Consider the following 23,948-nt stretch of genomic DNA (forward strand, 5'->3'; position numbering starts at 1 on the left):
GAGGGTAAATTTGTCTGGTGGATTTAAAAAAATAATAGCTAATTTTTCCTATGTCGTCTTGTCCAATTTGCTGACAGTAATAGTTTCTTCTCTGGTTGTCTTGATTTTGCCTAAGATTATGGGTGTAGAGGAGTATGGATACTGGCAACTCTATATTTTTTATTTATCTTATGCCGGTTTTGTTCATCTAGGCTGGGTGGACGGAATCTACCTTCGCTACGGTGGTTTGGAGTATGATGATCTGGATAAAGAAAAGTTTTTCTCTCAGTTTCTCATGCTTTTGATCTATTTGACAGGGATTGGAATTTTATTTTTCTTAGGGACTTCTGTCTTTATTAGAGATGAGAGCAGTCGGTTTGTTTTTATACTTTTGGTTTATACCATGTTGGTCACCAATCTGCGCTTTCTCTTTGTTTACGTTTTGCAGATGACTAATCGACTGAAGGAAAGTTCTTATGTTGTCAGTGGAGACCGACTCCTCTATTTACTGCTTTTACTGGTCTTTATTTTCGTGGGTTTTCGAGACTTCAAGATTATGGTCTATGCAGATTTAATTGGTAGAGTTGTTTCTCTTTTTTATGCCATATATCTATGCCGAGATATGGCCTTGCGACCTCTCAATCAGTTTAAGCTTGATATACGGGAAACGGTTCGCAATATTGCTGTCGGTATCAATCTGATGCTATCAAATGTAGCCAGTATGCTCATTATCGGTACCGTTCGAATGGGGATTCAAAAGGTATGGAACATTGCTACATTTGGGAAAGTGTCCTTGACTCTGAGCATTTCCAATTTGCTGATGACCTTTATCAATGCTATCGGTTTGGTTATCTTTCCAATTTTGAAGCGGACGGACGAAAGCAAATTGCCTAAGATTTACAATCAGTTGCGGAATGTCCTTATGGTTCTTATGTTTGGTGTGCTTTTGCTGTATTATCCCCTGAAAATAGCTTTGGACAGCTGGCTGCCGGCTTACAGAGAGTCCTTGATATTTATGGCTCTAGTCTTTCCTATGTCTGTCTACGAGGGCAAGATGGCTCTGCTTATCAATACCTACTTAAAAGCCTTACGAATGGAGAGGCAGATTTTTAAAGTAAATGTAATTGCCATGCTCTTAAGCTTTGCTACTACCCTGATTTTTGCAGTTTTTCTGCGCAATCTGAATGCTACAGTTCTGTCTATCGTGCTGTTGCTGGCGACTAGGAGTATATTGGCAGAGCTAATCTTAGCCAAGAGGATGCAGATTGAGGTCGTCAAAGATATCTGGGTTGAGTTGCTAATGACGCTTGTATTTATTGCTTCGAATTGGTTTTTATCAGTTTATCTAGCTGCAGCAGCCTACGGATTTGTCTATCTGACCTACAGCATTTACAAATACCAAAGTTTGAAAGGTATGCTCCAACAATTGCGGGCTCGTTGATGCTTGATAAATTATAAATAGTTTAACAATCTAAATACTAAGCCCTGTCTGGGCTTTTTACGTTTGTAATGTAGTGTTAGCATACAAAGTAACTTATAAAGTTACTCTGGCTACAATCAGTTTGCTGAACTATATATTGTATATAGCGGAAATGAAAGACAATTTTTCCAATAACTTATTGCGGATTATGATGTTTTTTGAGAATAATTAGAAATTAGCTAAAATAATTCCGTTCTTTATGCCTCTGAATATAAATGATTTTGCATGTTATTTTATCATGAAGAGACTTCAAAAATCATCAGCAGAGCAGAGCTATAGGGTAGCAAAGTGGACTAGGTTTTGGTGTTTTTAGTAAGTGCAGAATTTGGCAGTCAACTTTGAGAAGAGAAGTATCTGTTAGTTGCAATAGTAAAATTAAAGAGAACTTGAGGATTAGCAAGCAGAGGTGTCCTATGAAAAAAATTTTAGTTACGGGCGGAACGGGGTATATAGGAAGTCACACAGTGGTTGAACTAGTCGCCGCGGGCTATGGAGCTATTGTTGTGGATAACTTTTCGAATAGCTCTCCAAAAGTGCTAGAGCGCTTAGAAACTATCACTGGTGTGAACATCCCGTTTTACAAGGGTTCGATTTCTGATAAAGATCTGATGAACCAGATTTTCGAATACAACCACATTGATGCAGTCATTCATTTAGCAGCCTATAAGTCAGTAGAAGAATCGGTGCGGGAACCACTAAAATATTACGAAAATAATGTCAGTGCTGGTATTGCTCTTCTTGAAGTTATGAAAGAGCACAAGGTAGAACATATTATCTTTAGCTCCAGTGCCACGGTCTATGGAATGAATCATTGTTCATCCTTGACAGGAGATTTATCTACTTCAGCGACCAATCCATATGGTTACACCAAACTGATGATGGAACAGATTTTGACGAATCTTGCTCTTGCACATTCAGATTGGTCTGTGACCAATCTTCGCTATTTCAATCCAATTGGTGCCCATGAGTCTGGTCTGATTGGTGAGGCTCCAAATGGAATTCCTAATAACCTTATGCCTTATATTACTCAGGTTGCGGTCGGTAAATTGCAAGAGCTTAGCGTTTTCGGAAATGATTATGATACGCATGACGGTACAGGAGTGCGGGATTATATCCATGTAGTCGATTTAGCCAAGGGCCATGTTTTGGCTTTGAAACATAATTTAGAAAACAAGGGGGCCGCTGTTTTCAATCTTGGTACAGGGATTGGTTATAGTGTACTGGATATGGTTAAAGTCTTTGAAAATGTCAATGGTGTGAAAATTCCTTATACTATCAAGGAGAGACGGCCTGGAGATGTAGCGACTTGCTATGCCGATGCAAGTAAAGCGAATGACATTTTGGGCTGGAAAGCTGAGAAAACTCTCCAAGATATGATGCGCGATTCTTGGAGATGGCAAAGTTCAAATCCTAATGGCTATGAAAGCTAATGTAGAATATCGGTCAGGTGAATAAAGCTCTTCTGTAATAGTGCAGAAGAGTTTTTCTATATAAGAGCTGTCTTCTCCCACAGATGCAAAAGTTTTTAAAGAATGTCATCAATTGATATGTTTTTTAATGGGCGTGTAATCTGGTTTTGATGAGCTGTAATAATAAACATGCTATAATGTCTGCATGAAGACTGAAAACACAACTTTGCACGCTTTCAAGGCCCTAGCTTGCTTTAGTATTGTTTCCTTACACTTTCTGTTGCCGGGGCAATTTGGCGTTTTTTATCAAATTGTGGCCCGCTTTGCAGTTCCCTTTTTCATGATGCTGTCGGGCTATTTTTCCTTTAATATTTCCAGAGATAAGGTCAAGTATCGTCTCAAGCAGATGCTCCTTTTGACAGCTGCCAGTCTCCTATTTTACACGATTGTGCATTTTGTCAATCTAGTGCTGACCAGAGAGTTAACAGAAAAGATGGCATCTATAGACCTGTCTGATTTTGCAGACTTTTTCCTCTTTAACAGTCCCAGAGACTTGATTGGTTCAGCTGCCACACCGACTTGGTATTTGCTGGCTATCTCCTATATCTACACGCTTTATTTGGTTTTTTATAAGCATTTCCACCGCTTAACTAGCTTTGGTGTGTCATTGTTCTTGTTGATCCTGGCCTTTTGCATTGAGTTCAATACAGATAGCGAATTTTACTATCGCAACTTCCTGTTTATGGGTCTTCCCTTTTTTATTCTAGGCATGCAGTTTGCCAAGCATCGAGATCGGATTTTAGCCTACGACTTGTCGTCTGTCAGGAAATGGGCGATTGGCTTGGGAATAGCGGGTTTGATTTTGTTTGAGTACTGTTTCATGGGTACGGAATATGACCTCTATCCCAGCACTCTTTTTTCATCCAGTGCAATTTTCTTCTATGCGGTCAGAAATGGGACCAATATTGATATTCCGATTTTAAATAATATTGCCAAGAGATATGCCACCATGATTTATATCATTCATCCTTTCATTATCTTCATTTTCAGGTCGATAATGCCTCGGAATACCATTTATAGTTTTGGCTTTTTTATCATTTTCTTACTGTCTTATTTGCTGAGCATAGCTTTTCAGAAAGCCATCAGGCCCAAACTTATCAGTGCACTTCCGGCTCAGTGATGTAAGCTGTCATAGCTTATCCTCGCATTCACTCCAAACCAAAAGCAACAGATGATTTCTGTTGCTTTTCTTGGTCTATCTTGGGTTCTGACTGCTCAATACTTTTTCAAAACTGTCAGAGCGGGCTTCGACTGTTATTTTTTCTAGCGTAAAAGGGTGGATGAAGGTCAGTCGATGAGCGTGGAGCATAAGCCGCCCTTGGGGTTGCGGATGATAGAGTGGGTCGCCGACCAGAGGGTGTCCGTGGTGAGCCAGATGAACACGGATCTGATGGGTGCGGCCAGTCTTGAGTTGGCATTTGACCAAGGCAGCCTGCCCAAATTGCTTGACCCTAGTCACATGGGTCTCTGCATAGAGTCCTTTTCGGGGGTCAACCAGCCGTTTTCTGCGATCATGGCGGTCGCGGCCAATCTTGTCTTTATAGATAAGCTTTTTGCTTGGGAACTTGCCTTGGACCAAAGCCCAATATGCGCGGCTGATTTCTCGCTTTTCCAGCAGTCGATTGAGGATGGGTAGGACAAAGGGATTCTTGGCAAAGAGGACAGCACCGCTGGTTTCTTTATCTAGCCGGTGAACGACATAGCAGGTCTCGCCGACATAGGCAGAAACATGATTAAGCAGGGCTAGTTCCGTTGGTTCATTAGCATGGGTTTTCATACCCTCGGGTTTATTGACGATAATGAGGTGCTGGTCTTGGTAGAGCTCTTCTATGAGTTCGCCATTTCCAAGCAAGATTGTTTTTTGAGGGTAATCCTCTTCATCAAATATCAGGCAGATATCATCTCCGGGGGTGACTACAGTCTGCCAGTTGATAGCTAGGCCGTTGACGGACACATGTTTTTTGGTCCTTAGAAAGTGTCGGATTTTTCGTGGAATGAGAAATTGTTCTTCCAGCAGTTCTTTGACTGTCATGGCGGGCAGTCCATCTGGGATAGTTAGTGTAAATTTCATACATTTATTGTAGCAGAAAGCTAGAACTTTGGGAATAGGCAGTGTCGGATAAGACTTGCTGCAGAGGGCTTTAAAAGGCTATTTAATATACCCTTTTTCTTAAAAATAACTAAAAATCAGACGGGAAATAGGGTACTTTCTTGTCTGCACCTAAATAAGGTGATAAAATAAGGTTTATGAAGAATTTAAAAGATTTGTTTGAAAAATTAGTAGATTATTTTACCATACAGAAACCTCAAAAAGAAGCAGCAGAGGAGGTAGAGCTGACAGAAGAGCAGGCTAAGTCTGGTCTCAGCCGTTCGGGTAAGGCCAAAAAGAAACCTCTCTCTCAGCACCCTATTCGCCGTTTTTGGCGCAGGTTTCATCTGACCAAGATATTCCTGATTCTCGGCTTGACCTTTGGTCTGGTGGTCGGTGGCTATCTCTTTTATGTGGCTAAGACGACCAATGTCAAGGATTTGCAGAATGCCCTCAAAGCTACCACGCTCATCTTTGACAAGGATGGCAATGAAGCAGGGAGCCTGTCTGGTCAGAAAGGAACTTATGTCGAGCTGACTGAGATTAGTCAAGACTTGCAAAATGCTGTTATCGCAACAGAGGACCGGACTTTCTATGAGAATGGCGGGATTAACTACAGTCGTTTTATCCTAGCTATCCTGACAGCCGGTCGCTCGGGTGGGGGTTCTACCATTACCCAGCAGCTGGCCAAGAATGCCTATCTGTCTCAGGACCAGACCATTGAGCGGAAAGCCAAGGAATTTTTCCTAGCTCTGGAAATCAATAAGAAATACAGCAAGCAGGAAATTCTGACCATGTACCTCAATAATTCCTATTTTGGAAATGGTGTCTGGGGTGTGGAGGATGCCTCTAAGAAATATTTCGGAGTCTCAGCTAGCCAGCTCAGTCTGGACCAGTCGGCTGTTCTGGCTGGTATGCTCAAGGGACCAGAGATATATAATCCGCTGTATTCGGTTGAAAATGCAACCAATCGCCGCGATACGGTGCTGCAAAATATGGTTGCTGCAGGTTTTATTGATCAGGGGACGGCCGATCAGGCTGCCGCTGTAGGAATCGGTGGTCAGCTGGTTGATGCTTATGCCGGTAAGTCAGAAGACTACCGCTATCCGTCCTATTTCGATGCAGTTATCAATGAAGCGGTCAATGACTACGGCTTAACTGAAGAAGAGATTGTTAATAATGGCTACCGCATTTACACTGAGTTGGATCAGAACTACCAAGCCAGCATGCAGGTTATTTACAGCAATGTCTCTCTCTTTCCTGTAGCAGAAGATGGCACTATGGCTGAGTCGGGCAGTGTTGCCTTGGATCCAAAAACTGGCGGTGTGCGGGCATTAGTTGGACGAGTCAATAGTGCAGAAGGTTCGACCTTCAGAAGCTTTAACTATGCAACCCAGTCCTCTCGTAGCCCGGGTTCTACAATCAAGCCTTTGGTTGCTTACAGTCCGGCCGTAGCTGCTGGTTGGCCGACAGATAAGGAGCTGGATAATACCAGAACCACCTTTGGCGACTATACCATCAACAACTACGGCAATATCCAAAGCTCCCCTAAAGTTCCGATGTATCAAGCCTTAGCAGAATCTCTGAACATTCCAGCTGTTTCAACTGTAGACGAGCTAGGTATTAACAAGGCCTTTGAGTACGGGAAAAAGTTTGGTCTGAATATGGACAAGGTTGATAAGACCTTGGGCGTGGCTCTAGGAAGCGGAGTTACAACCAATCCAATGCAGATGGCGCAGGCCTACTCGGTTTTTGCCAACGGTGGCGTGATGAATGATGCCCATCTCATTACAAAAATTGAAAATGCCAGTGGTCAGGTTGTCAAGACCCATCGCCAAACCTCTACTCGGGTTCTCAATGGCTCAACTACTGACAAGATGAACAGCATGATGCTGGGAACTTTCTCGAACGGTACAGGTATCTATGCGGCTCCGTATGGTTATACTATGGCTGGTAAGACCGGTACGACTGAAACGGACTTTAACCCAGATTTATCTGGTGACCAATGGGTTATTGGTTATACACCAGATGTGGTTATCAGCCAGTGGTTAGGTTTTCCAAAAACTGATGAAACCCACTATCTAACTGGGACCAGTGCGAATGAAGCCTCGGCAGTTTTCCGAAATGTTGCCAATAGCATCCTGCCATATACAGAAGGAACTTCCTTTGAAGGGCAAAAGAATGCCTATGCTGCTAACGGCATTGCCCCTGTCGACACCTATGGTACCGAGGAAACGGGTACTACAACTGAAAACAAAGACTTCCTGCAGGACGTTCAGGACCGAGCTCAAAATCTAGTGGATGAAGCCAAGAAAGCCATTGATGACACTGGTATTCCTGAGAAAGCGAAAAACCTCTGGGATACTGTTACCAGCTGGTTTCAATAGGATTTAAAAAAACTGAACGACTTGTCAAAAGCATAGAATCCTGCTATAATAAGAAAGATGGAGGCGTTATGGCATTAAAAAAAGCGAGTCTAGCGTGTACAGTATGCGGTTCTAGGAACTACTCGGTTAAGCTCAGTAGCACTCCAAAACCAACGCGTTTAGAAGTGAATAAATTTTGTAAGCATTGCAGTAAATATACGCTGCATAAAGAAACTAGATAGGAGATTGTTGTGAAATTCTTTAAAGATGTTTTTAAACTATTGAAAGATACAACTTGGCCTACCCGAAAAGAAAGATGGACAGATTTTATCTCTGTCATGGAATATACTGCATTCTTTGTAGTAATCATCTATATCTTTGACAAAGTAGTGGCAAGCGGTCTTTTCCAGATTCTGAATATTTTCTCTTAATACCTGTAGAGGAAATAGAAAAGAATCCTGCGACAGGTATATCATTCAAGGTCCCACCTATTGTGAGTAGGTGGGATTTTGGCGTATATCACTAGTTACTCGTTCTTTTATTTTTCAAAAAATGTAATCAGATTACAAGGCTTTGATTTGTCTGGCAAATAGTTACTAAATTCCTTTGCATTTGAGGAAATTATGGTATAATAGTGCTAGAAAGAAGCAGAAGCCCGCAGGCTTTTTTATTTAGGAAAGGATGAACTCATGGACAGTTTTGACAAAGGCTGGTTTGTACTGCAGACCTATTCAGGCTATGAAAACAAGGTAAAAGAAAATCTTTTGCAGCGTGCTCAAACTTATAACATGCTGGAAAATATCTTGCGCGTGGAAATTCCTACTCAGACCGTGCAAGTAGAGAAAAATGGCAAGACTAAGGAAATCGAAGAAAATCGCTTCCCCGGTTATGTTTTGGTGGAAATGGTAATGACAGATGAAGCTTGGTTTGTCGTGCGGAATACTCCGAATGTAACAGGATTTGTCGGATCGCACGGAAACCGCTCTAAACCAACGCCGCTCTTGGAAGAAGAGATTCGCAACATTCTCATCTCCATGGGTCAAACAGTGCAGGAGTTTGACTTGGATGTCAAGGTTGGGGATACCGTTCGTATTATTGATGGTGCCTTTACTGACTATACAGGTAAGATTACGGAAATTGATAATAACAAGGTCAAGATGATTATTTCTATGTTTGGTAATGACACTGTGGCTGAGGTTAATCTCAGCCAGATTGCAGAGCTTTAATCGACGAAGCCGCTATCCTCGTCAAAAATAAAATCCAAGACTGAAAAGGTCTTGGATTTTTATGTTTTTGGAACGGAGTGTGAGATTACTTATCCTTAATGACAGAGTCAATAATGTCTTGGGTTTGTTTCATTTGATAGGTCGACATTACCCCAACGATTTGATTGTTCTGAGTAGAGAAACTAAACTGTTCATCATTAGAATTTTTATAGACAAAGGTTGTATCGCGCTCTGAACGTATAATCATTTCCGGACGACCAAGCTTGTCGAAAGCTGTCTTTGGAGTGTCGGATGTGGTGATGCTAGAATAGCTGCTTTTGGCCGGCTGAGCGTCTTTTAGGCTAAAACTCAAATTTGTCAGGACATTATTGGTAAAGTAGCACATAATGTCTCCGTTGTCTGTGTGCCAGATGTTAACAGAGTTGCCAGGGTCATTCTCATCAGTGCTGAATGTAGGTTGGCCTAGAGCTGCTGTTACCTCATCGTAAGACGTTTTAGGTTTGTCACCATTGATATCCTCTCCGTTTACCTGAATGACAAAGCCAGTGGAAATATGGAAATTTCTTATTTTCTCTAATTCAGGAATAGAAGCTGCATCTGGTATGTATTGTAGTGCAGAAGCATCATCTGGATCAAAGGTAGCACGTTTCTGAAATACCTCATCACTACTTTCATAGGTGCTAGAGCTACTGCTAGATGATTTGCTGGATGTTTCCTTAGAGGATGAACTTTTCGAAGCTTTGAGGGAGCTAGGTGTCTTTTTTCTTTGCTGCGTCTGCTTGGCAGGCATGCAGGCTGAGAGAGCTAGCAGAGAGAGAAGGCTGAGGGCATAGAAGCTGACTTTTTTCATAATCAGTCTTTTTTCCTTTCGCTGATGATGAATGATATTTTTATAATATTATATCAGCAAAATTTGCTAGAAACAATAGGAAATGAAATAAAAAAAGCCCTTTGGTGGGCTTCTAGAAATATATTTATGAAGGCGGTAGACGGATTTGAACCGACGATCAAGCTTTTGCAGAGCCGTGCCTTACCACTTGGCTATACCGCCGCAACTCTTATTATTCTATCGTAAATACTTGCTTTCGTCAAGAGTCTTTCAAAGTCAAAGCTGAAAATGTTAGATGTTCCAATTCTGAACGATTTGGGAATAAATGTTCTGCTGAAAAGTGGAAATCGTACTTAGTGGCAGAAAATCTGGCAAACACCTTGTCAAAGAGCTGCGCTTTTGTTATAATAGGGGATGCCGTATAAATGGCAAAATACTCATTTTAGATGAATTGTGGGACTGTTGCCCTTGGGTGGTTCTGCGAGCTGAAATCTAAAAGAGGAAAAAAACAAAAAGGAGAATTTACTCATGGCAGTAATTTCAATGAAACAACTTCTTGAGGCTGGTGTTCACTTTGGTCACCAAACTCGTCGCTGGAACCCTAAGATGGCTAAGTACATCTTCACTGAACGTAACGGTATCCACGTAATCGACTTGCAGCAAACTGTAAAGTATGCTGACCAAGCTTACGACTTTATGCGTGATTCTGCTGCTAACGATGCAGTTATCCTCTTCGTTGGTACTAAAAAGCAAGCTGCTGACGCTGTCAAAGAAGAGGCAGAACGTTCAGGTCAATACTTCATCAACCACCGTTGGTTGGGTGGAACTCTTACAAACTGGTCTACTATCCAAAAACGTGTAGCTCGTTTGAAAGAAATCAAACGCATGGAAGAAGACGGAACTTTCGAAGTTCTTCCTAAGAAGGAAGTCGCTCTTCTCAACAAACAACGTGCTCGTCTTGAAAAATTCTTGGGCGGTATCGAAGATATGCCTCGCATCCCAGATGTGATGTACGTAGTTGACCCTCATAAAGAGCAAATCGCTGTTAAGGAAGCTAAGAAATTAGGTATCCCAGTGGTTGCCATGGTTGATACTAACACTGATCCTGATGATATCGATGTTATCATCCCAGCTAACGACGATGCAATCCGTGCGGTTAAATTGATCACTGCGAAAATGGCTGATGCTGTTATCGAAGGCCGTCAAGGTGAAGATAGCGTTGAATCAGTAGAAGCAGAATTGGCTGCAACTGGAACTCAAGCAGATTCTATCGAAGAAATCGTTGAAGTTGTTGAAGGTTCAAACGAATAATCAGTAAACTAACCTAAAGGGGCAGGGCTCAGCCCAGCTCCTTTATTTACATTAAAAAATAGGAGAAGAAAAATGGCAGAAATTACAGCTAAGCTTGTCAAAGAATTGCGTGAAAAATCTGGTGCTGGTGTCATGGACGCTAAGAAAGCACTTGTTGAAACTGATGGTGACATCGAAAAAGCGATTGAATTGCTTCGCGAAAAAGGGATGGCAAAAGCAGCTAAGAAAGCTGACCGTGTTGCTGCTGAAGGTCTGACAGGCGTTTACGTAAACGGCAATGTTGCCGCTGTTGTTGAAGTGAATGCTGAAACTGACTTCGTTGCGAAAAACGCTCAATTTGTTGACTTGGTAAATGCAACTGCGAAAGTAATCGCTGAAGGTAAACCAGCTAACAACGAAGAAGCACTTGCTTTGACAATGACTTCAGGTGAAACTCTTGAAGCTGCATACGTATCTGCAACTGCAACTATTGGAGAAAAAATCTCCTTCCGTCGCTTTGCTTTGATTGAAAAGACAGATGCTCAACACTTTGGTGCTTACCAACACAACGGTGGCCGTATCGGAGTTATCTCAGTTGTTGACGGTGGAGACGATGCTCTTGCTAAGCAAATCTCTATGCACATCGCTGCGATGAAACCAACTGTTCTTTCATACAAAGAATTGGATGAGCAATTTGTTAAAGATGAATTGGCACAATTGAACCACGTCATCGATCAAGACAATGAAAGCCGTGCAATGGTTGGTAAACCAGCTCTTCCACACTTGAAATACGGTTCTAAAGCTCAATTGACTGATGCAGTCGTTGCACAAGCTGAAGAAGACATCAAGGCTGAGTTGGCTGCTGAAGGCAAACCAGAAAAGATCTGGGACAAAATCATCCCAGGTAAAATGGACCGCTTCATGCTTGACAACACTAAAGTTGACCAAGCATACACACTTCTTGCACAAGTGTACATCATGGATGACAGCAAGACAGTTGAAGCTTACCTTGAATCAGTAAATGCTTCAGTAGTTGAGTTTGCTCGCTTTGAAGTTGGTGAAGGTATCGAGAAAGCTGCTAACGACTTTGAAAACGAAGTAGCTGCAACAATGGCTGCTGCTCTTGGTCAAAACTAATCGTTTTTAGCTTAGAAATAGAATGATAAAAAGGTCTGAGAATTTGCCTCAGGCCTTTTGTTTGTAGCGTTTTGAAACATCAAGTTTAGAATGGTGAGCAGCATCATTTAGCTACTTTTTCTCTTTCTTCCTTATGAGCAATCAAGCCGTTGGTGAAAATCAACACTACCAATATGAAGAGAAGAACTGTCGTTTGGGAGTAAGTCAGGCTAAACTGATAGACTTTGGTAATAAACAAAAGGGGCAGAGTAACCACCATCATAATCAGAAAGCTATACCATTTGACTCGTTTGCTGACCAGCTCCTGTTCGAAGAGCAGGGGAGCATAAAGACAGGCGATGAGAGCTCCGATAGGAATATCAACATAGTCAGCAGAAAAGATGGTGAAAATACTCAGAGCTGCAAAGAGCCATTTGAGTACATGACGAGAATAGTTGAGCCAATCCATTTTCATTGGATTATCCTCCTTGTTTAGATGATAGTTGGCAGGCAGGAGTTTCTGTCTGTCTTTTCCTTGTGGATTTCCACCTATATTATAACGCTTTAAAAGCAAAAAGCAAGCGGTTACACAATCCTGACAAAGCTTTTTCACTAGTTTGAATTGTCAGACCTTTCAGTCATCCCTTTTTCTTTTAAAATAGAGATTTTTCCGGTATAATATTAGTCAAAGATAGTCAATGTTAGAGAAGCAAGGAAAGAAGAGATTTATTCTGAAATTCTCAACTGGAAAGGGAAGTCATGGGTGCAAAAAACACATCGGACAGTATTGAAGCATATATCAAGTCTATTCTAGCTCAGGCAGGGATGGTTGAATTAAAACGCAGTGAACTGGCTGATGTTTTTCAGGTGGTTCCCAGTCAGATTAACTATGTGATTAAGACGCGTTTTACGGAAAGTCGGGGCTATATCGTTGAGAGTAAGCGTGGTGGCGGCGGCTATATTCGAATTGGAAAGATTGAATTTTCCGACCGGCATCAGATGCTTTGCGGCCTGTGCGACAGTGTGGGAGATCGTGTCAGCCAGCAGGTTTTCACAGATGTTATTCAGCTTCTTTTTGACGAGAAGATTATGACTGAACGTGAGGGTAATCTAATCTTGTCAACAGCATCGGACTCGATTTTGGGCGATGGAGCTGCGTCGATTCGTGCCCGGATATTAAAAAAGATTTTACAACAACTAGACAGAAAAGGAATGGAATCATAAATGAAATACTCAAAAGCCTTAATAGAAAGCTTGGAAGCAGCCCAGCTCTTGGCCGGCCATTTTACGACAGATTATCTGGAATCATGGCATCTGCTGATTGCTCTGGCTAATAATCCCTACAGCGTTGCCGGCTCTGTTCTCAATGAGTTTCCTGTAGAAGTTGATGGATTTGAAGAAGCAGCTTTTCAGATTACTGGTCAGGCTTATCAGAAAGACGGTCACTTCGAGCTGCTGCCTTTTTCTTATCGCTTAGAGGAGCTGTTTGAGGAAGCGGGCCAAATTGCAGAAGCTGTTCGCGCTAAGCATGTAGGTACTGAACATGTGCTGCTGGCCATGCTCTTTGACCGGGGGACCTTGGCCTCTCGTATTCTGGAATTTACCGGTTTTAGTTACGAGGACAAGGAACAGGGACCGAAAATCAGTGATTTGCGAAAGGTCTTGGAACAGCGAGCTGGCTGGGGAAAGGAAGATATCAAGGCTATTCGCAGTCTGAATAAGGGAGTAATGGCAGCCAAGCAGACCATGGCTAATATGATGGGTATGCCAGCTTCTACCAGCGGGGGGCTAGAAGACTACACTCGTGATTTGACGGAGCTGGCTAGAGATGGCCGATTGGAGCCCGTCATTGGCCGCGATCAAGAAATTTCACGGATAGTTCAGATTCTTAGTCGCAAGACTAAAAACAATCCAGTGCTAGTTGGAGATGCTGGGGTTGGTAAGACAGCTCTGGCTTTAGGTCTGGCCCAGCGTGTAGCAGCTGGTCAGGTTCCTGCTGAACTTGCCAAGATGCGGGTTTTGGAGCTGGACTTGATGAATGTAGTCGCTGGCACTCGCTTTCGCGGAGATTTCGAGGAGCGAATGAATAACATCATCAATGACATTGAAGAAGATGGTCATGTCATTCTCTTCATCGATGAGCTTCATACTATCATGGGCTCTGGCAGCGGTATTGACTCGACCTTGGATGCGGCCAATATCCTGAAACCGGCTCTGGCTCGCGGAACTCTGCGGACAGTTGGCGCTACGACGCAGGAAGAGTATCAGAAACACATTGAAAAAGACGCTGCTCTTTCTCGGCGTTTTGCCAAGGTCAGCATAGAAGAGCCTAATGTGGCTGACAGCATTGCTATTTTACAAGGCTTGAGAAAGAGCTATGAGGACCATCACAAGGTGCAGATTAGTGATCAGGCGATTGAGACGGCGGTGAAATACGCCCATCGCTATCTGACTAGCAAGCACCTGCCAGACTCTGCCATCGATCTTTTGGACGAGGCTAGTGCGACAGTGCAGAACAGAGGACCGCAAAATTACGAGCAGTCAGATTTGACACCAGTGGATCAAGCCTTGATGGCAGCGGACTTTAAAAAGGTGTCGAAGCTGCTTGAGCAAGAGCAGCAACCCAAGCTCTATAAACTGAAAGTGGAAGAAGACGATGTTTTGGCTACTCTTAGTGCTTTGTCTGGTATTCCAGTGCAGAAGCTGACTCAGACAGATGCCAAGAAATACCTCAATTTGGAAACAGAACTGCATAAACGCGTGATTGGGCAGGACGAGGCGATTTCAGCTATCAGCCGAGCTATCCGACGCAACCAGTCTGGTATCCGCAACAGTAAGCGGCCGATTGGCTCTTTTATGTTCCTAGGTCCGACAGGGGTCGGGAAGACAGAGCTAGCCAAGGCCTTGGCCGAAAGTCTCTTCGATGATGAATCTGCCCTCATCCGCTTTGATATGAGTGAGTACATGGAGAAATTCGCGGCTAGCCGCCTCAATGGAGCGCCTCCAGGCTATGTAGGCTATGAAGAAGGAGGGGAGCTGACGGAAAAGGTGCGCAACCGACCTTATTCTGTCCTGCTCTTTGACGAGGTGGAAAAGGCGCACCCGGATATTTTCAATGTTCTCCTGCAGGTCTTGGATGATGGTCAGCTGACTGACAGCAAGGGCCGCAAGGTGGACTTCTCCAACACGATTATTATCATGACCAGCAATCTGGGGGCAACCAGTTTGCGGGATGATAAGACGGTGGGCTTTGGGGCGCGGGATATCCGCTTGGACCATGCCAATATGGAAAAACGGATGCTGGAAGAACTCAAGAAAGCATATAGACCGGAGTTTATCAACCGTATCGACGAGAAGGTAGTCTTCCACAGCCTATCTGCTGAAGATATGCAGGAAGTGGTCAAGGTTATGGTCAAACCGCTCATTGCCAGTCTTGCTGAGAAGGGAATTGAGCTGAAGTTTCAGGCTAGTGCCCTTAAGCTGCTGGCTCAGGAAGGCTACGATGTGGAAATGGGAGCACGGCCATTGCGCCGAACTCTGCAAACCCAGGTAGAGGACAAGTTGTCTGAGCTGCTCCTGACAGGAGATTTGGCTGCTGGCCAAACACTTAAGGTTGGTGTCAAGGCTGGCCAGCTCAAGTTCGAAGTGGTTTAGAAAGCGCAGTCTTTCAATGGAAAGTTGTGTGTTCGCGGTTAATCCCTGATAGCAATCATACCTATAGATACCGAACAGTTATTTCATCATTCAATGAAACTGGAAAATTGAAGGATTGGAGGCTGATATGTCGTTTTTTAAAGATTTGTTTGCTGGTAGGCGAGCCAGAGTGAAAACACCTGAAGAGCGCAAGGCGGCTAGTATCCAGCGTTTGAAGAAGGAAGGTATTCCTTACATTGAGCATTTGCCGGTCATCGAAAGTGCTGAGCAGGTGTGGCCGCGCTCGCTAGAAGAAATTGCGCGGCGGGCTATTAGCAGCCTCTTGATTATTCAGGCGGCCTTGGATATCGAAAATAATAATTATAATGAGGAGAGCCGCCAGTGGCTGCAGGATAAACTGCAGCAATACGGGGTGCAGGAAGAGTTGACGCCCAAAGAAAGGGTAGTCTTGGAAGGCCGCGCCGATCCGGCAGCTATCATCAATATGGTTTGGAATTACGAGGCCTATTGGTCCCTGATTTGGTACATAGGTCTAGTAGATACTTTGCCGTTTCCAGATAAGATTTGTGATTGTGATGCTGCTATTTACGCAGTCGCTAGTGCGGTTGACTTTCAGGAATTTCTGGGAAAATGCCAACCGCGCAGCTTAGAAGAGTTACTGGATGAGGATGATTTGATTTATCGTTATCACTGGGCCTGTGTTGATGCTCGGATTCATGACCAGCCAGCACCGGCAGGCCTTGATGAAAGTGTTGTTCTGGAGAGGCGGTCTGGCCTTGACTGGCTGCTGGGGCTGAATACGGCCCAAGACTGGGATGCTGTTGAGCTGCATACCTAGTCCAACTTCTCTTGAATCACTTAATTAGAAAAGGAGGTACCTTTGTCCGCTCATAAAATGGCTAAAATTGCTATCCTATCGGCTCTATGTGTGGCCTTTCGCTATGCATTTTCCTTTTTGCCCAATGTGCAGCCTATCTCAGCTATCTTTTTTCTGATCGTTATCTTTGAGGATTTGCAGACTTCACTCCTAGTGATGGCTGTGACGATGTTTACATCAGCCTTTCTTTTGGGAATGAGTCCGATTGTCCTCTTTCAGTTGCTGTCCTTTGGACTGATTCTTTGCCTTTGGCGGCTGCTCTATCCTCGGTTAAATCTAGTGGGACAGGGAATAGCAGTAGCTCTCCTATCCTTTGGCTATGGCATTGCCATCGATACACTGACAGCTTTGCTGTACAACTATCACTGGTGGTCTTATGCGATTATCAACGCTTTGACCTTCAATATAGCGCACGGACTGTCGACCTTGTTTTTTTACCCACTCTTGTACCCTATTTTAAGGAGGCTCTATAATGAAAAAAATCTTTAGTTTGCTCACCCTTGCTTTGGCCCTTCTCCTTGTTGGTTGCGGCAGCAGCCAGACCAATACTGACAAGAGCTCTAGCTCAGCTGATTCTTCTGTTAAAAAGGAACTGAAAATCAGCATCAGTATTGCACCAGAAGGTCAGGAGAAGAGCGAGAAAACGGTGGCTGTTGCAGAAGGAAAGACAGCGATGGATGCTTTGAAGAAGGCCTATAAGGTCGAAGAAAAAGATGGTTTTATCACTTCTATTGACGGTCATGCTCAGGATGAAGCAAAGGGCCTCTACTGGATGTTTAAGGTCAACGGAGAAATGGCTCCTAAGGCAGCCAATCAAATCACTGTCAAGGATGGAGACAAGCTGGAATTCTACCAAGAAGTCTATCAGCAATAAATCTTGTAAAAAAGAATCTGATGCTCAAGGCTTTAGGTTCTTTTTTTGTGCCCTTGATATAGTTTTAAAATAAAATCATAGAAATAATAAAATATAAAAAACAATAAAAAGGTTAAACGTATGAAAGAAAAAATTGCAATCGTCTTTGGAACATTTGCTCCCTTGCATCAGGGGCATATCGACTTGATACAGAAGGCTAAGCGTTCTTATGATAAGGTGCGCGTGGTGGTTTCAGGTTATCAGGGAGACCGTGGGCAGGAAGTGGGTCTGTCTCTGCAGAAGCGTTTTCGATATACACGGGAGACTTTCGCAGATGATGAATTGACCCAGGTTTACAAACTGGACGAAACTTCTTTTCCTCGCTATCCTCTGGGTTGGGACAAGTGGCTGCCGGCTTTATTGGAGTTGGTGGGCTATGATTCAGAACGCGAGGAACTGGTTTTCTTTGTTGGTGAGGCTGACTATCAGAAGGAGTTAGAAAAGCGTGACTTCAAAACTTCCTTGCAGGAGCGCCAGTTTGGGATTTCAGCAACGATGATTCGGGAAAATCCTAGTCGTTATTGGAAATATATCGCCCAACCTTTCCGGCGTCACTTTACCAAGAAAGTGCTGATTATGGGCAGCGCCAGCAATGGCAAAACAACCTTGGCCAAAGATTTAGCTCGCTACTATGATGCTCCGGTTAGTCTAGAATATGCTCGAGAATATCAGATTCAAAATAACGTGAGAGACGATGAGCTGACCCCTAAAGACTATTATTATCTGCTCTTAGGACAATATGCTCAGACTTCCCGTTTGATTGACAGCAGCGCCAATCGTGGTCTGGTCGTGGCTGATACAAATTCGCTGGTAACCAAGGCTTACTATGATTACTATCTGAAAGAAATTCCGGTTCAAGACGAGGAAACAGATACCTTTGACAATCTCTTTGCTAGCATCTTGTCTAAGGAAAAATGGGATTTGATTCTCTTTGCTGAGCCGGTTGGGGTCTATGTCAACGATGGTTTTCGCGATATGAGTATGGCAGACGAGGCTATACGCAGTGATTTTTCAAGCTATCTGAAAAAGCTGAGAGAGCAGTGCTTGGCTCATATTCCAACGGTTTATCTGGCTGGCAGTTATTTTGACAATTATCAGGCGGCCAAAGAAGCGATTGACATGATTTATCAAGCAGATTAAAATAGAAAGTGGTAAAATAGAATGGTAGTAAAAAATCAAAAACTCTCGCCTGCAGCTCTCTACGCAGGACTGAAACAAAAATCTCAAACCTTTGTTCAGAATTTCCGCGATGTCTGTGCGGCAGCTAAAAAACAAGGTTTTAGCGGCATAGCGAAATTGTTCTGGCAGGATTTATTTGGCGGGCGTAACTTGACTCAATGGCTCTACTTGCTTGCTCTTTCCAGTCTGCCTTTCATTCTGGAGTTTACCAGTGGTCAGAAGCAGCATGACTGGCTGGGACTCTTTGCTTCCTGGACAGGCATCGTTTGCGTTATTCTAGTAGCCGAGGGGCGGGCCAGCAATTATCTCTTCGGAGCGGTTAATTCGGCAATTTACCTTATATTGTCCTTCAATGCTAGTTTTTATGGAGAAGTGTTGACTACAGTCTACTTCTTTATCATGCAGCCGATTGGCCTTTATACTTGGCTGTCCAACCGGGTCAATGAACAAGACAAGACGGAGCCTTCTCATTTTGAAGCTAAGAAGTTAGATTGGCGCGGCTGGTTTAAATATTTGGCCTTAACTGCCTTGATTTGGATTGGTATGGGCTTTGCTTATAAGAGCATTCACAGTCACCGGCCTTTCCGTGATAGTGTGACAGATGCGACCAATGGTATTGGTCAGCTTCTCATGACTGGTCTCTACCGCGAGCAGTGGATTTTCTGGATTGCGACCAATCTCTTCAGTATCTATCTCTGGTGGGGTAGCAATCTCCATATCCAGGCCATGTACTGGGTCTATACCCTCAATAGTATCGTCGGATGGTATCAGTGGACCAAGGCGGTGAAGAAAGCTTAGACCAAGGCTTGAGATTTTTGATAGAAAAAGATAGCTTAGGAAAGGACGAAAAATTCATGACCAAACAGGATATCCCAGCGGGAATGTCGGAAAAAGAGTACTATGAAACTATGGCGGATGAGTCCGCCTTTTTGGCATGGTACAAGACACAGGATCTACCCAAGTATGAGACACCTAGCGTAACAGCAGATATGGTGGCTTACTGCTTTGTGGATGGTCAGGTGAAACTATTGGTCATCAAGCGTAAGGCTCATCCTTATCAGAATAAATATGCCTTAGTCGGAGGTTTTGTGAACAAGCATGAGGATGCCTATCAAGCCTGCATTCGGGAAGTAAAGGAAGAGGTGGGGCTGGAGATACCGCTGGAAAAGGTGGAACAGCTGATGACGGTTTCTACTCCAGGACGTGATCCGCGCGGTTGGGTCATCACCATTGCCCATCTGGTCTATCTGCCGGCCATAGCAGTAGATCAAGCGCAAGCTGGGGATGATGCCAAGGAAGTCACCTTTCTTGATGTTGACTTTAAGACTAGTAGTTTTAAAGATGGAGAGCGGCTCCTGACAGCAGAGGACTTTGCCTTTGACCACTACCAAATCCTGCTGGAATCTATCAAGCGGATTCAGGGACGACTGGACTGGAATCCAACTTTTCTTCATCTGCTGGAATCGCCCTTTACTGTCTATGAAGGGACTGAACTGGTCAATCTCATCTCGCCTAGACGACCTATCGTCAGCAATAATTTTCTAGTTAAATTTGGAGAATACTTAGAGGAGGCTGGTGTCAAGCGAGTACCGAAGAAGAAACCGAGAAAAGTTTATCGGCTGAAGGCAGAAAAATCAGATTAAAAGAAAGTTGATTATATATTTCTCTTGCAGGACAGATTTGTCCTGTTTTTTTTCATTTTTAATTACGAATAGATAAGTAGGAGCAAGTTTCTCATGACAAAAGAAGCAGATTGAGAAGCGAAACTTTACTTGAGTAAAAAATTTTTCGAAAAATCTTGCATAAATGATTGACATAGTAAATTCATAGTGTTACAATAATATTACAAAAAGATTTCTAAATATTACAAGGAGACAAAAGATGAAAACACGTACTTATACAAAAATGATGGCAGCTGCAGTTCTGGTTTCTAGTTTGTTTTTAGGGGCATGTGGTAAGAAAGAAGAAAGTACAACAAGTGCTAGTTCTAGCAAGACTGTTCAGACTTCCTCTAGCTTAAAAGCTGCGTCATCCAGCAAGGCCAGCGCTTCTCCTAAGGCTAGCAATAGCGCTTCTTCAGAAGGAGCAGTTAGCCAGCCTGGACAAGCCGAAATTCCTGCTAATCAGCAACAGTCTACTGTTGAAGCACCTCAAGCCCAACAAACGCAGCCGCAGCAAGCTTCAGGTCGACAAAATACTCAGAGTCAAGCAACTCAACCAGCCCAAGCACCAGAAAGCAATCGCCAACTTCAAAATAAGCAGGCAGCCAGCAATGCTCGCTATAAAGGTGTCTTGACTATGGTGGATGGGGATTTCTCAGCCGCTGCTGGAACTTGGAAGGATGCCAATGGAAATACTGTGACCGTATCGGGTAATGGTCAATTCACGGTTCAGGCTGCAGATGGAAAGACAGATAGTTATTCTATCGCTTCCTACTCCTATACGCTGGATGATGGAAAATACAATGCGCAGTTAAGCGGCCAAGGCAATGCCAATCTGCAGATTACAACAGGAGCGGATGGTTCAGTAACAAGCGTTGTGGTGACTCAGCCCTAAACAGAACAAAAAAGGAAGTCCAATCGGCTTCCTTTCGTTTTTATTTTTGGATTTGCAGGAGTTCTTCAATTTCAGCCAGACTTTCAGCTTGTGAAATAGCACCGCGGAGTTTGGCTGCTCCCGCAGTACCGCGAAGATAGTGAGGAGCTAGGCCCCGGAATTCGCGGATAGCCACATATTCTCCTTTGAGATTTACCAAGCGGGAGAGGTGGTCGTGGGCGATTTTCATCTTGTCCTCAAAGCTGAGGTCTGGAAGGATTTCGCCTGTTTCAAAGTAGTGGTTGATTTGGTTAAAGAGATAAGGATTTCCCATAGCAGCTCGGCCTATCATGATGGCATCGGCGCCGACTTCCTCGATACGCTGTTTTGCGTCTTGTACATTCCGGATATCTCCGTTAGCGATGAAAGGAATCTTGGTCAGAGCTTGGGCTACATCGTGCAAGGTCTCAAGGTCAGCATGACCAGTATACATTTGCTCACGGGTGCGGCCGTGCATAGCCAGAGCGGAGACTCCGGCGGCTTCGGCTGCTAGAGCGTTTTCTACAGCCAGTGAGCTGTCGGACCAACCCGTCCGCATCTTGACTGTCAGGGGAATATCCAGAACGGACTGGACCTTGTTGATGATTTTATAGATTTTCTCAGGGTCCTTGAGCCATTTAGCTCCAGCTTCGTTTTTAACGATTTTATTGACTGGGCAGCCCATATTGATATCGACGATATCCGTCTTGGTGTTTTCTTGGATAAATTCTGCTGCGCGGGCTAAACTGTCCTCGTCGCTACCGAAAAGCTGGATAGAAACGGGATTTTCTCCCTCATCAATATGGAGCATGTGGAGGGTTTTTTCGTTGTTATACTGGATGCCCTTGTCAGAGACCATTTCCATCACGACCAGGCCTGCTCCCAGCTCTTTGGCAATGGTTCGGAAAGCAGAGTTGGTTACACCGGCCATAGGCGCCAGAACTGTGCGGTTGGGAATTTCAACATTCCCAATCATAAAAGGGGTATTAAGATTTGTCACGAATCAGTTCCTCCAGGTCATTTTGGTCAAAGTGATAGGCAGTCTGGCAGAATTGGCAGACGATTTCAGCTCCGTGATCTTGGTCACGCATCTCTTCTAAGTCAGCCTTTGGCAGGGTAGCCAAGGCATTCATGAAACGCTCTTTACTGCAGTCGCACTGGAAGCGGATTTCCTCTTCAGACAGGCGTTTGTATGGCTCATCACCATAGATGGCAGCCAGCAGAGCTTCGATATGGTCATCGGATTCCAGCAGTTTTGAGATGGCAGGCATTTCTTGGATCCGCTTCTCAAAGCGGGCAATTTCAGCTTCTTTGGCACCAGGCAGAACTTGTACCAAGAAACCACCAGCAACCTTGACTTTATCATTCTCATCCAAGAGAACATTGAGACCAACTGCGGAAGGTGTCTGCTGGCTTTCGGTCAGGTAGAAGGCTAGGTCTTCGCCGATTTCTCCAGAGATGAGAGGAGTCATGGAGTTGTAAGGATTGCCAGTACCATAGTCCGTGATGACGAGGAATTCTCCTTGGCCGACAAAAGGACCAACTAGAACCTCACCGGTGGCAGTCTTTTTGATATCTACACCGGGATTTTGCACATAGCCTTTGACATTGCCCTCGGTATCTGCCACTGTGATAATCGCGCCTAGTGAGCTGGTCCCGAGGACCTTGACGGTAATCTTGGTCTGGCCTTTTTCATTTGCAGCCAAAATCTGACTGGCAATCAGTGTGCGGCCAAGTGCAACGGTAGAACTTGCTTGAGTTTGATGTTTTTCTTGAGCAGCCCGAATCGTCTCTGTGCTATCCAGCACATAAGCACGGAAAGAACCATTTTCTGAGATAGTTTTGATAATTTTGTCCATACCTTTTATTTTAACACAAAATAGAAAAACAAGCGCATGACTGTGCTTGTTTTTTGGGGTTAGGAAGAATTTTAAAATCAAAAATAGTATAATAAAACAAAGGAGGCTAGCATGAACCAATCTTTGAAAGCGGCAGTCTATGGTCTGGCAGTGGCTGATGCATTAGGTGTTCCGTATGAATTCTTGACTCGTGGCAGTTTTGAAGCGGTTGAGATGGTGGGGTATGGCAGCCATCAGCAACCTGCTGGAACTTGGTCAGATGATACTAGCCTTGTTTTGGCGACCTGTGATTCTATTAGGGGAAAAGGTAAGATTGACCCTGTCGATATGCAGCAGCGGTTTAAAAATTGGCTCTTCGAGGGAGCCTACACGCCAGATGGTTTGACCTTCGATATAGGAAATGCGACTCGCGAAGCTTTGACAAGAGGACACGGTATGTCTGATGAATATTCCAATGGAAATGGTTCTTTGATGCGGATTCTGCCCCTTGCCTTTACGGAAGCCGGTCCATCTGACGTTGAGGCTGCTTCCAGTATTACACATGCCCATGCGACTTCCGTGGAGGCCTGCCAGCTTTATGTGGATATTGCTCGTAGGCTCTTAAAAGGCCAGCAACTACCGGAAATACTATCAGGCTTAGAGACTAGTACGACCTACGCTCGTTTGCAAACTTTAGCAGAGCTGACCGAAGATGACATTCGCTCTACTGGCTATGTGGTGGATACCTTGGAAGCAGCGCTGTGGTGTCTGCTGACTAGCACTTCTTATCTGGAAACTGTCCTGAAAGCTGTTAATTTGGGCGATGACACTGATACAGTAGCAGCAGTTGCTGGCGGTCTGGCTGGTATTATCTACGGTTTGGAAGGGATTCCTGACAACTGGTTATCCCAGCTGCGCAATAAAGAACTGTTGGAAAGCTGCTTGTTTTAAAGGGATAATCGGAAGACAGGACTGTATTGATCATTTAAAAAGTAAAACAGTAAAAGAGCCATCTTGTACTGACCCCAAAAAGTTAGACAATTAATTATTGAAAGGATTTAGTTCTGTA

24 protein-coding genes and 1 tRNA gene are annotated in these 23,948 nt (G+C 43.9%); 19 read left to right on the forward strand and 6 right to left on the reverse strand.

Going from position 1 to position 23,948, the window contains the following annotated elements:
* Window positions 1-10 precede the first annotated feature (10 nt).
* From QZ169_RS02665 to QZ169_RS02675, 3 genes are all read left to right on the forward strand, one after another.
* Entirely contained in the window at window positions 11-1,420 is a 1,410-nt protein-coding gene (locus QZ169_RS02665; protein WP_295504747.1) for a lipopolysaccharide biosynthesis protein, read from the forward strand.
* A 452-nt stretch (window positions 1,421-1,872) separates the two neighbouring features.
* Entirely contained in the window at window positions 1,873-2,889 is a 1,017-nt protein-coding gene (galE, locus tag QZ169_RS02670) for a UDP-glucose 4-epimerase GalE (protein WP_295504749.1), read from the forward strand.
* 184 nt (window positions 2,890-3,073) lie between these two features.
* On the forward strand, window positions 3,074-4,048 hold the full coding sequence (locus QZ169_RS02675) for an acyltransferase (protein ID WP_295504751.1): 975 nt from the start codon (window positions 3,074-3,076) through the stop codon (window positions 4,046-4,048).
* 75 nt (window positions 4,049-4,123) lie between these two features.
* Here QZ169_RS02675 and QZ169_RS02680 read toward each other — a convergent pair whose 3' ends face one another.
* Complete coding sequence (locus QZ169_RS02680) at window positions 4,124-4,999, reverse strand: RluA family pseudouridine synthase (RefSeq protein WP_295504753.1); 876 nt, start codon at window positions 4,997-4,999, stop codon at window positions 4,124-4,126.
* Window positions 5,000-5,175: 176 nt separating this feature from the next.
* Here QZ169_RS02680 and pbp2a point away from each other — a divergent pair, with 176 nt between their 5' ends.
* From pbp2a to nusG, 4 genes are all read left to right on the forward strand, one after another.
* Window positions 5,176-7,404 (forward strand): penicillin-binding protein PBP2A, encoded by a 2,229-nt coding sequence (gene pbp2a, locus QZ169_RS02685; RefSeq protein ID WP_295504755.1) that lies wholly within the window; start codon window positions 5,176-5,178, stop codon window positions 7,402-7,404.
* A 68-nt stretch (window positions 7,405-7,472) separates the two neighbouring features.
* On the forward strand, window positions 7,473-7,625 hold the full coding sequence (rpmG, locus tag QZ169_RS02690; protein ID WP_002894024.1) for a 50S ribosomal protein L33: 153 nt from the start codon (window positions 7,473-7,475) through the stop codon (window positions 7,623-7,625).
* A 9-nt stretch (window positions 7,626-7,634) separates the two neighbouring features.
* Window positions 7,635-7,814 carry a preprotein translocase subunit SecE gene (gene secE, locus QZ169_RS02695; RefSeq protein ID WP_002894022.1) on the forward strand — a complete coding sequence of 60 codons (180 nt, stop codon included), beginning with the start codon at window positions 7,635-7,637 and terminating at the stop codon, window positions 7,812-7,814.
* Between the two features lie 258 nt (window positions 7,815-8,072).
* Entirely contained in the window at window positions 8,073-8,609 is a 537-nt protein-coding gene (gene nusG / locus QZ169_RS02700; protein WP_002894018.1) for a transcription termination/antitermination protein NusG, read from the forward strand.
* Window positions 8,610-8,694: 85 nt separating this feature from the next.
* On the opposite strand, the gene QZ169_RS02705 is transcribed toward nusG, so the two are convergent.
* The gene (locus tag QZ169_RS02705; protein WP_295504757.1) at window positions 8,695-9,459 is read right to left on the reverse strand and encodes a hypothetical protein; all 765 of its coding nucleotides are present in this window, start codon (window positions 9,457-9,459) and stop codon (window positions 8,695-8,697) included.
* 130 nt (window positions 9,460-9,589) lie between these two features.
* Window positions 9,590-9,660 (reverse strand) — tRNA-Cys (locus tag QZ169_RS02710).
* A 306-nt stretch (window positions 9,661-9,966) separates the two neighbouring features.
* Between QZ169_RS02710 and rpsB the strand changes: the two genes are divergently transcribed.
* Window positions 9,967-10,749 carry a 30S ribosomal protein S2 gene (gene rpsB / locus QZ169_RS02715; RefSeq protein ID WP_295504759.1) on the forward strand — a complete coding sequence of 261 codons (783 nt, stop codon included), beginning with the start codon at window positions 9,967-9,969 and terminating at the stop codon, window positions 10,747-10,749.
* A 72-nt stretch (window positions 10,750-10,821) separates the two neighbouring features.
* On the forward strand, window positions 10,822-11,865 hold the full coding sequence (gene tsf, locus QZ169_RS02720; protein WP_295504761.1) for a translation elongation factor Ts: 1,044 nt from the start codon (window positions 10,822-10,824) through the stop codon (window positions 11,863-11,865).
* A 103-nt stretch (window positions 11,866-11,968) separates the two neighbouring features.
* On the opposite strand, the gene QZ169_RS02725 is transcribed toward tsf, so the two are convergent.
* The gene (locus QZ169_RS02725) at window positions 11,969-12,457 is read right to left on the reverse strand and encodes a hypothetical protein (protein WP_295504763.1); all 489 of its coding nucleotides are present in this window, start codon (window positions 12,455-12,457) and stop codon (window positions 11,969-11,971) included.
* Window positions 12,458-12,603: 146 nt separating this feature from the next.
* On the opposite strand from QZ169_RS02725, the gene QZ169_RS02730 reads away from it, so the two are divergent.
* The 9 genes from QZ169_RS02730 (at window position 12,604) to QZ169_RS02770 (ending at window position 21,023) form a co-directional block, all read left to right on the forward strand.
* Window positions 12,604-13,068 carry a CtsR family transcriptional regulator gene (locus QZ169_RS02730; protein WP_295504766.1) on the forward strand — a complete coding sequence of 155 codons (465 nt, stop codon included), beginning with the start codon at window positions 12,604-12,606 and terminating at the stop codon, window positions 13,066-13,068.
* Window positions 13,069-15,498, forward strand: a complete 2,430-nt coding sequence (locus QZ169_RS02735) for an ATP-dependent Clp protease ATP-binding subunit (RefSeq protein WP_295504768.1) — start codon at window positions 13,069-13,071, stop codon at window positions 15,496-15,498.
* A 127-nt stretch (window positions 15,499-15,625) separates the two neighbouring features.
* Complete coding sequence (locus QZ169_RS02740; protein WP_295504770.1) at window positions 15,626-16,336, forward strand: DUF4272 domain-containing protein; 711 nt, start codon at window positions 15,626-15,628, stop codon at window positions 16,334-16,336.
* A 42-nt stretch (window positions 16,337-16,378) separates the two neighbouring features.
* Window positions 16,379-16,864 carry an ECF transporter S component gene (locus QZ169_RS02745; RefSeq protein ID WP_295504772.1) on the forward strand — a complete coding sequence of 162 codons (486 nt, stop codon included), beginning with the start codon at window positions 16,379-16,381 and terminating at the stop codon, window positions 16,862-16,864.
* On the forward strand, window positions 16,848-17,249 hold the full coding sequence (locus QZ169_RS02750) for a DUF4430 domain-containing protein (RefSeq protein ID WP_009660206.1): 402 nt from the start codon (window positions 16,848-16,850) through the stop codon (window positions 17,247-17,249). The genes QZ169_RS02745 and QZ169_RS02750 overlap by 17 nt, the downstream gene beginning before the upstream one ends.
* Window positions 17,250-17,369: 120 nt before the next feature.
* Entirely contained in the window at window positions 17,370-18,428 is a 1,059-nt protein-coding gene (locus QZ169_RS02755; RefSeq protein WP_295504774.1) for an AAA family ATPase, read from the forward strand.
* Between the two features lie 21 nt (window positions 18,429-18,449).
* Window positions 18,450-19,265 carry a nicotinamide riboside transporter PnuC gene (gene pnuC / locus QZ169_RS02760; RefSeq protein WP_295504776.1) on the forward strand — a complete coding sequence of 272 codons (816 nt, stop codon included), beginning with the start codon at window positions 18,450-18,452 and terminating at the stop codon, window positions 19,263-19,265.
* Between the two features lie 56 nt (window positions 19,266-19,321).
* Window positions 19,322-20,110: an NUDIX hydrolase gene (locus QZ169_RS02765; protein WP_295504778.1), complete on the forward strand. Its 789-nt coding sequence runs from the start codon at window positions 19,322-19,324 to the stop codon at window positions 20,108-20,110.
* A gap of 238 nt (window positions 20,111-20,348) precedes the next feature.
* Window positions 20,349-21,023 carry a DUF6287 domain-containing protein gene (locus QZ169_RS02770; protein ID WP_295504780.1) on the forward strand — a complete coding sequence of 225 codons (675 nt, stop codon included), beginning with the start codon at window positions 20,349-20,351 and terminating at the stop codon, window positions 21,021-21,023.
* Between the two features lie 40 nt (window positions 21,024-21,063).
* Here the strand turns inward: QZ169_RS02770 and dusB are convergent, their stop codons facing one another.
* Both dusB and hslO read right to left on the reverse strand, forming a co-directional pair.
* On the reverse strand, window positions 21,064-22,041 hold the full coding sequence (gene dusB / locus QZ169_RS02775; RefSeq protein WP_295504782.1) for a tRNA dihydrouridine synthase DusB: 978 nt from the start codon (window positions 22,039-22,041) through the stop codon (window positions 21,064-21,066).
* Window positions 22,028-22,900, reverse strand: coding sequence for an Hsp33 family molecular chaperone HslO (gene hslO / locus QZ169_RS02780; protein ID WP_295504784.1), 873 nt, complete (start codon window positions 22,898-22,900; stop codon window positions 22,028-22,030). The genes dusB and hslO overlap by 14 nt, the downstream gene beginning before the upstream one ends.
* A gap of 111 nt (window positions 22,901-23,011) precedes the next feature.
* Here hslO and QZ169_RS02785 point away from each other — a divergent pair, with 111 nt between their 5' ends.
* Entirely contained in the window at window positions 23,012-23,830 is an 819-nt protein-coding gene (locus QZ169_RS02785) for an ADP-ribosylglycohydrolase family protein (RefSeq protein WP_295504786.1), read from the forward strand.
* Window positions 23,831-23,948 lie beyond the last annotated feature (118 nt).

It is taken from the genome of uncultured Streptococcus sp. (assembly GCF_905372115.1).
Classification (GTDB): Bacteria; Bacillota; Bacilli; order Lactobacillales; family Streptococcaceae; genus Streptococcus.